Annotated in this window: 8 protein-coding genes and 1 pseudogene; 5 read left to right on the top strand and 4 right to left on the bottom strand. The window is 66.5% G+C overall.

All coding sequences use genetic code 11. From position 1 onward, the window contains the following. Positions 1 to 16 precede the first annotated feature (16 nt). Both ACFWYW_RS37120 and ACFWYW_RS37125 read right to left on the bottom strand, forming a co-directional pair. Positions 17 to 915, bottom strand: a pseudogene (locus ACFWYW_RS37120) (IS5 family transposase). Between the two features lie 60 nt (positions 916 to 975). After that, positions 976 to 1,605: a class I SAM-dependent DNA methyltransferase gene (locus ACFWYW_RS37125; RefSeq protein ID WP_379625313.1), complete on the bottom strand. Its 630-nt coding sequence runs from the start codon at positions 1,603 to 1,605 to the stop codon at positions 976 to 978. A gap of 235 nt (positions 1,606 to 1,840) precedes the next feature. Here ACFWYW_RS37125 and ACFWYW_RS37130 point away from each other — a divergent pair, with 235 nt between their 5' ends. The 3 genes from ACFWYW_RS37130 (at position 1,841) to ACFWYW_RS37140 (ending at position 3,476) form a co-directional block, all read left to right on the top strand. Further along, a complete protein-coding gene (locus ACFWYW_RS37130; RefSeq protein WP_379625315.1) occupies positions 1,841 to 2,146 on the top strand; it encodes a hypothetical protein in 306 nt (101 codons plus the stop codon). Continuing rightward, positions 2,122 to 2,538 carry a type II toxin-antitoxin system VapC family toxin gene (locus ACFWYW_RS37135; RefSeq protein WP_379625317.1) on the top strand — a complete coding sequence of 139 codons (417 nt, stop codon included), beginning with the start codon at positions 2,122 to 2,124 and terminating at the stop codon, positions 2,536 to 2,538. Before ACFWYW_RS37130 ends, ACFWYW_RS37135 begins: the two co-directional genes overlap by 25 nt. Positions 2,539 to 3,047: 509 nt before the next feature. Next, positions 3,048 to 3,476 (top strand): hypothetical protein, encoded by a 429-nt coding sequence (locus ACFWYW_RS37140; RefSeq protein WP_379625319.1) that lies wholly within the window; start codon positions 3,048 to 3,050, stop codon positions 3,474 to 3,476. A gap of 219 nt (positions 3,477 to 3,695) precedes the next feature. Here the strand turns inward: ACFWYW_RS37140 and ACFWYW_RS37145 are convergent, their stop codons facing one another. Next, the gene (locus ACFWYW_RS37145) at positions 3,696 to 4,460 is read right to left on the bottom strand and encodes a CPBP family intramembrane glutamic endopeptidase (RefSeq protein WP_379625321.1); all 765 of its coding nucleotides are present in this window, start codon (positions 4,458 to 4,460) and stop codon (positions 3,696 to 3,698) included. A gap of 165 nt (positions 4,461 to 4,625) precedes the next feature. On the opposite strand from ACFWYW_RS37145, the gene ACFWYW_RS37150 reads away from it, so the two are divergent. Together ACFWYW_RS37150 and ACFWYW_RS37155 are read left to right on the top strand one after the other, a co-directional pair. Beyond that, entirely contained in the window at positions 4,626 to 5,774 is a 1,149-nt protein-coding gene (locus tag ACFWYW_RS37150) for a sensor histidine kinase (protein ID WP_379625323.1), read from the top strand. Next, positions 5,771 to 6,430, top strand: coding sequence for a response regulator (locus ACFWYW_RS37155; protein WP_379625325.1), 660 nt, complete (start codon positions 5,771 to 5,773; stop codon positions 6,428 to 6,430). The genes ACFWYW_RS37150 and ACFWYW_RS37155 overlap by 4 nt, the downstream gene beginning before the upstream one ends. A 378-nt stretch (positions 6,431 to 6,808) precedes the next feature. Here ACFWYW_RS37155 and ACFWYW_RS37160 read toward each other — a convergent pair whose 3' ends face one another. Further along, complete coding sequence (locus ACFWYW_RS37160) at positions 6,809 to 6,952, bottom strand: hypothetical protein (RefSeq protein ID WP_379625327.1); 144 nt, start codon at positions 6,950 to 6,952, stop codon at positions 6,809 to 6,811. Positions 6,953 to 7,512: the final 560 nt, after the last annotated feature.

Raw genomic sequence — 7,512 nt, forward strand, 5'->3', positions numbered from 1 at the left:
AGGCCGTGTCCCGTGATCATGTGACGGGGTCGCGGAGCCAGATGCGGATCGAGGCGACGTCGATGGTGCCCTGGTAGATGCGTTGTCGTTTGTCGTAGCGAGTGGCCACGGCACGATGCTGGCGGAGTTTGTTCACGCAGCGCTCGACGGTGTTGCGTTCTTTGTAGGCCTCCCGGTCGAAGTCCGGGGGCCTGCCGCTTTTGGAGCCGAGTCTCGTGCGGTTGGCGGCCTGGTCCTTCTTCATCGGGATGACGGCCTTGATGTTGCGTTTGCGCAGGTAGCGGCGGTTGGTGCGAGAGGAGTAGGCCTTGTCGGCCATCGCCCTGGCCGGCCGGTTGCGGGGTCGTCCAGGGCCACGGCGCGGGATGCGGATGGACTTCAGCAGCGGGATGAACTTCGGGCAGTCCGCGTGCTGGCCCGGGGTGAGGATCCGGCTGATCGGTCGGCACCGCCGATCGGCCACCAGATGAATCTTCGTGGACAACCCGCCCCGTGACCGTCCCAGGGCCTCCCGACCCGCCGACGTCACCTCGTGATCTTTGCAAGCCCCTTTGAAGGCAGGTCGACGGCCGGAGCGTGCCGTGCCCCGGCCGCGTGCTGGTGCGCGCGGACCACAGTCGAGTCCGCGCTGACCGTTCAATCCTCGCCCTCGACCTCGTCGCAGCCCGCCCGCAGCCCGTCCAGGATCCGCTCCCACGTCCCATCCAGCGACCACCGGCGATGCCGATTGTAGACCGTCTTCCACCTGCCATAACAGGGCGGCAGGTCACGCCACGGCGTGGCCGTACGCGTCCGATGGAAGATCCCGTTCATCACCGTCCGATGATCACTCCACCGAGCTCCATGCACGGTCTGCGACGGCAGCAGCGGCTCCAACAGCAGCCACTCCGCATCCGTCAGATCATGACGCTTCAGACGTTCCCCATCCACATGGATGATCTACACCAAAACGCCCCCAAAGGCCACGGGCACGATCTAGGGGAGGCGGGCCAGCAAGTGGGCGTCGAGGAAGCCCCGCTCTGAGGCCGGGTCGTGGAGCAGCCGGGCGAACGGGACGAGCCCGGCCCCGGCCAGCAACTCGACGAACCGGTCCGCTGGCCAGCTATAGGCGGGCGTCACCTTGTGGTCGAAGCGGACCGGCTCCGATCCGTCGGTCGCGAAGAACGAGACCAGGAGCAGGCCGCCCGGTGCCAGCACACGCACCTGCTCGGCGAGCAGCGCGGGCAAATCCCCAGGAGGGGTGTGGATCATCGAGTAGTGGGCCAGCACGCCGCCGAGCGCGCCGTCCTCGACCGGCAGGGCCTCCATCCGCGCCTCATCAAACCGCAGCGCCGGATGGGCCCGCCGGGCGTGGTCGACCATGCCCGGGGAGAGGTCGAGCCCGAAGGCGTCCAGCCCCAGATCGTGCAGCATGGCCGTCAGATGTCCAGGCCCGCACCCGACGTCGACTGCCCGCAGGTTCCCCGTCCCGCGCACCAGCTCAGCGAAGGTACCGATCATGTTCCGCGAGAACGGCTGCGTCTCCAACTGATTAGCAAACATCGACGCATACAGCTCGACGACCCCGTCGTAGGCCGCCCTGGTGTCGTCCTGATGTTCCATCACGGGGAAGGAAACTAGCATCCGCGCACGTTCGCAGTTTCTCGGCCCCGTGTCCCCCAACCCCTTAAGGTCTGACTGTCCGATCACATGATCACGGGACAGGCCCTAGTTCAAGGTCCCGAACGGCAGTACCAATGTCAAGCTGGGTGACCCGTCTGAGTGGTCCTGCCCAACGGGACTCACGACACCCGGCGACAGCACCTAGTGGTATTGCTACTTCGAGTAGTAAACTTGAGGTATGCCAGAACAGAAATATCACCCTGGAGAAGGGCCCGCCGCAAAGGTGAGCGTGTCGCTGAGGGCGGGCAACATTCGGGCGGTCAAGGAACGAGTGGGTTCTCGGGGGTTCTCGGCCTACGTTGACGCCGCTGTTGAGCGTCAGATCGAGCGCGACCTCCTGGAAGAAGCGCTACAGGCGAATGAGGAGGCAGCAGAGCCGATCCCGCAGGTGATGCGTGACGAGGCGGCCGCCCTGTTCCGCGAAGTGAAGTCCGCGCCCGAACTCCGGGAGGGCGGCGAATGGCGCGCACACGAAGCCGGTTGAGTGCCGGGACGCTGGTTCTGGATTGCGAGGGGCTGTCGAAGTGGTGTCAGGCTGATCCGCAGGTCACCGCGTATGTCAGGGAGGCGCAGGGGAACGACTTCCGAGTGGTGGTCAGTGCGTTGACCCCCGTGGAGGCCCAGCACGTGAAAGCCAAGACGGATCGCCTCCGCTGGTATCTGTCGCGGCTCCGAGTGGAGCCTGTAAGCGAGGAGATCAGCCTGATCGCGATCGAGTTGCTTCGTGCGTCTCGGATGCACGGCCATAAGTACGCCATCGATGCCGTGGTTGCCGCTACGGCCTTGAATGCCGTAAAGCCAGCCGTCATGCTCACATCGGACGTCGATGACATGAGCAAACTATGCGGGAAATCGGTGAAGCTGGTCACCGTGTGACTTGCGGCATCATGGCCACTGTGCACCCACGGGCATCGGTCTGACCACCGGCGACGCGTAGACCTGCGACATCTGGCCCCTGATCGCTCGGCTTGGCCCGATGCCGATCACGGGCCGGAATCATGTTGCAAAGACCTTTGCCCCCACTTCCGGACGCTCATCTCCCGAGGACCTGCAGATTGTGCTGGATGGGCGAGCGCGGTCTTGAGCATCGGGAGTGCCAGGATCGGCATGTCGAAGCCCATGACTTCGCGGAGCAGTCCGACAGCCAAGATGTCGGAGATGCCGTTGGCCCGGTCGGTGATCGTGTGAAGGTGGCAGGAGCGACGATCACCGCGTCTGCCGGAGGCAGGGCATGCGGTAGGTACTGCGAGCTTGGTCCCGTGCACCGCTTCCACGCCATGTGGTGATCACGGCACCTTGGTCTGTGCGGCGGTAAAGGGGATCGAAAGCCGGTTTCCCTAGACTCCCCATGTTCATCGCTCAAGCCGGATGTATGGGGAGATCAGATGATCAAGAAGCTCGCCGCGATCTGCGCAGGAACCCTCATGGGGGCCGCGATGCTGATCGGCGGCAGCGGGGCGGCCCAGGCCGACCCGAACAAGTGCTATCCGTCCAAGCCCAACTGGGTCTGCTCGGCGAGCTACGGCTCCGGCCAGACGGAGGCGTGGATCTGCAGGCAGTCCTGTGAGCGCGCGTCCAACCTGGTCGCCGGAGTCCGGTACACCGACGAGGGTGACGTCGTCGAGGTGTTCGACAACGGCGGCAAGGCGCCTGTCGCCTACGTGAAGGTTGCCGGGAGCGGGACCGCGGTCTTCACCGGCGAAGGGAAGTACAAGCAGAACTACACCGAGGGCAAGAAGATCTGGGTGAAGGTGTGCAGTTCGTCCTCGTCCAACCGCGCCTGCACCGACTTCAGCCCTGCAGGCCGTACCTGACGGTGTGGCATACCTCGTCGAAGCAGCCTGAATCGCATGCTCGAAGCCGCCGACGTCACCCAGCTCGTCTGGCTGCTCCGCTACCGGGGTCGGCGGCTGGGGCGTGGACGCCCTGGTCGGTGCCGGGCGGGAACGAGCAGGCCGATTTCGCGTAGTGGCGCAACGTGCGTTCGGAGACGCCGACCATGTGTGCCAGTTTTCCCGATCCGCCACATGGCGTCATCTCCGGCGGGCGACCAAGATGAGCAGCCCGGCCAAGGAGAGCACGCCGGTCAAGATGATCAGTTGAGCGTCGTAGCGGATGTCGTGAGTGGGTGTCAGCATCTCGCCGAGATGGAAACCGAGGTGCACGCCCACCGCCATCCACAGCGTTTGCGTACGGACTCGCGCGGCCGCGCAGGCGAAACCGAGCGCAGTCGCCAGCAACACATAGAGCACACGCTCGACAGGCGTGTCGGCCGGGCTGTAGGAGATGATGTGCAGCACGCCGAAGCCCACCGACACCACGATGAGCACCGTTCGCGAGGACAACTGGCCGGAAAGTGTGTCGAAGAGATGACCACGCCACAGCAGTTCTTCCGGGAATGCCTGGCTGAGCAGGGCGAAGGCAATCGAGAGCGGCAGGTACGGCAGCTGTGCCGCAATCGTGTTCTCGCCATCCCAGGCGGCCACGCCGAGCGCCACCGACAACGCGTTGGCGGTGCTCACCGCGCCCGCGGCCACCGCCGTACCCAGCAGTAACTGAGGCGCGACCCGCCAGGAGAGCGTGAGACCCACGCCTTGCCACGATTGGCGGCCGAGGAAGCGGCGGATGAGATAAACCAGTCCGAGCGAGGCCAGTGTGATGCCGATCATGCCGAGCGGCCGGTAGAGGACATCCTCGGGATCGACGAGCAGCGCAACGGGAGCCGTGCCGACGATCAGCTGCACGAACGTGGCAACGACCGTGATCAGCACAGCCCAGACGGGGTGGGTGGCCTTCATGGACCGCCATGCTAGGAAGCCGGCCGTCGCCGGGCATCGGTTCCAGGGAGGAGCCGATCATGACGTTGGTCATGGGTTCTCAGGGAGGATCACACCGGCCGCGGGAGAAACTAAGGTCGGACCGTGCTGCGCCGTCTCGTACCGAGTCCTCATCAACCGTCAGCCATGGTCGGGCTGCGTGACACCGGTCCGCCGCCGCTGTTGAGTTTCGTGTTCTGGGTGGTGCTCGCCGCCACCGCCGTCGCATACGCGGCCGGTTTCGACATGTCCGACTCCTCAAGCGGCCAGATCCTGGCGTTCAGCGTCAACCTGTCGCTGGTGACCGCCCTGTGGCTGGTGCTGCCGTGGCATCGCACCGGTGGGTGGCGAGGGTCGGCGGCGGTGGTGTTCCTGACGGCGACGTTGACGTTGGGGCCGGTCGGCGCGGACGGGATCCACCTGCTGCTCACGCTCATAGCCTTCGCGAACGTGGCGTTCGTGCACGGCATGCGGACGGCCGCTGTGATCGTCGGCTGCATGTGCTGTGGTGCGTTCGTCTCGGTCATGACGGTGTTCGGAGGCAGCGTCCGGGACGCCGTGACGCAGACCGTGCCGATCATCGTGTTCGCCGTCTTCGTCCTGGGCATGACGTCGGCTGTGCTGGAGGCTCGGCGCAGACGTGAGGATGCGCAGCGGCTGCTGGCCCGGGTCAGGGAGCTGACGATCGCGCAGGAACGAGCCCGGATGGGCGCGGAGATGCACGATTCCGTCGGCCATCACTTAACGGTGATCAAAATGGGCCTGGAAAACGCGGAACGGTTCCGCTCCCGGCGTCCCGACGCCGCCTGGGAGGAGGTGCGTCAGGCGAAGGACCTCACGAAGCACGCGCTGACGGACGCCCGCCGCTGGGTCCGGGCGCTGCGCCCGCTCGCGCTCGACGGGCACGTCGGCAGCGCGGCCCTGCAACAGCTGGCGGCGTCGTTCGACGGCACGGGGCTCGAGGTCTCCTTCGAAGTCGAGGGCGGCGAGCTACCGCTGGATCCCGACATCGAACTCGTCCTGTATCGGGTCCTGCAAGAGGGCCTCGCCAACGCCGTCCGGCACGCAGATGCCCGCCAGGTACAGGGCATCCTCGCCTTCCGCGATGACCGGGTCGTACTGACGGTGGCCGACGACGGCAGGGGCCGCGACCGCCGGGCGCGGGGTGGGTTCGGCCTGCACTCGCTCGCCGAACGCACCCGGGCGGTGGGCGGCACGCTGACCACGGGTGATCGTCCCGGTGGTGGGTTCGAGGTACGGGCGGAACTGCCCGCCGGCGCGGGGGCGGCGCTGTGAGCACGATCCGGGTACTGCTGGCCGACGACCAGGAGCTGATCCGCCAGGGCCTGCGGAAGATGCTGGACATCGAGGACAGCATCGAGGTCGTCGGCGAGGCCGCGGACGGTGAGGAGGCTCTGCGTACGGCCGGGCAATGTCATCCGGACGTGGCGCTTGTGGACGCCAGGATGCCCGGGATGAACGGCGTCGAGCTGATCACCCTCTTGTCGGCACGATATCCGGCGGTTGCCGCGCTCGTGCTCAGCACGTTCGACGAGGACGGGTACATCTTCGGGGCGTTGCGGGGTGGTGCCGTCGGCTACCTGCTCAAGGACTGCACGCCGGAGGAACTGGTCGATGCCATCCGGCGAGTCGGCCGCGGCGAGACCGTGCTGGCCTCCCCCATAGCCGCCCGGCTGGTCACCGAAATCCGCCGCTCGGCGGCACCGGTGCCGCCCGGCGCGCTGGCAGACGATGAGCGACTGTCGGCGCGAGAGGTCCAGGTGGCCGAATTGATCTCGACCGGAGCCACGAACAAAGAGATCGCCGCCCGGTTGCTCCTCACTGAGGGAACGGTGAAGAACCACGTCACCAGCCTGCTCCGCAAGTACCATCTTCGCGATCGCACCCAGCTCGCGCTGCGTCTCCAGGAGGTACGGCGGGCCGCACCATGACCCCAGGCGCCGATGCGCGTTCACGGGGGGAACGCCTCTGGCGCCACGAAGCAGGGAGGTTCAGGGAATTGCGTGCCCAGAACAACGTCTACATCGGTTCGGTTGCACTCGACGATGCTGGGCATTTCGCCGTCCCGGACCTGGGATCGCTGCCGGTTGCCCAGGCTCTGACCGAGGCCGGCTCCTGGCTGCCCCAGGAGGGGATGGATGTCATCATACCCAGACGACTGATCGTCGAGGCCAGGCTTGCCTGCTGGCTTCATGCCCGCGTCGACAACGCCCGCGGGAGCCTTACGCCGTCAGGCAGCCGCGTCCTGGGAGGACAAGCGACGCACCATCGCCCGTCTCGACCTGGTGCACATCCGGCCCGGTGTCCCATCAGAGGTGCGCGACGCGCTGGTTCGTGTCGTGGTCTGCGAGATAGCCGAGGTCGGCGGTCTGCGCCTGGTCACCGCGGTCGACGATCCCGGGCTCCATAGACTGGGGTTCCGGCCCGCCAACGGCGGCGGTCTTGCGATTCACACCAGGAACACTGAACCGCCAGAGGACCCCGTGGCCGGAACTTGATCCGAGGTGCCTCACGAGGCTGGGCCTCAAACGAAGCGTTCTTCACCGACGTCTGGCAGCGGGTCGGGGAGGTCGATGCCGGCGCAGACCTTGGCCGCGGTCAACCTCACTGGGCAAGAGCCACCGGATGCCTTCGGGGCCGAGCCCGGTGCGTGGTTTCCGGGTGACGGCGAGGTTGCCGCTGTGGTCAAGGTGCTGGTGGCCGACGACCAGGCAGTCTTGAGAGCCCCGCACCCTCGCGGCACTCCAACAGTCCGGACGATGAACAACAAGTTAGGCGTGTGAACCCCTGGCGCAGCCGAGGTGATCTCGTGCTCGGCCGCGCCGACATGCCGGTGAGGTAGCGATCAGCCGGTCCGGTCGTCGGGGTCGGACCTCGTTCCCGAGTCGAAGCTCGCTGTCACGGGCGCGGTGCTCCAATCGCTCACCTCATCGCCCCTGTCGACGCGCAGCAGCCGCGCCTGCATGGCGTCCATCAGCTGGTCGGCGCCGGGCAGGAACTCGGGGCCGTTGAC

The organism is Nonomuraea sp. NPDC059023, assembly GCF_042740095.1.
GTDB lineage: Bacteria > Actinomycetota > Actinomycetes > Streptosporangiales > Streptosporangiaceae > Nonomuraea.

Excerpts from the sequence above, each read along its gene's own strand:
- ACFWYW_RS37140 (WP_379625319.1), top strand. The coding sequence starts at position 3,048 with ATGATCAAGAAGCTCGCCGCGATCTGCGCAGGAACCCTCATGGGGGCC.
- ACFWYW_RS37130 (WP_379625315.1), top strand. The coding sequence starts at position 1,841 with ATGCCAGAACAGAAATATCACCCTGGAGAAGGGCCCGCCGCAAAGGTG.
- ACFWYW_RS37145 (WP_379625321.1), bottom strand. The coding sequence starts at position 4,460 with ATGAAGGCCACCCACCCCGTCTGGGCTGTGCTGATCACGGTCGTTGCC.
- ACFWYW_RS37150 (WP_379625323.1), top strand. The coding sequence starts at position 4,626 with ATGGTCGGGCTGCGTGACACCGGTCCGCCGCCGCTGTTGAGTTTCGTG.
- ACFWYW_RS37135 (WP_379625317.1), top strand. The coding sequence starts at position 2,122 with ATGGCGCGCACACGAAGCCGGTTGAGTGCCGGGACGCTGGTTCTGGAT.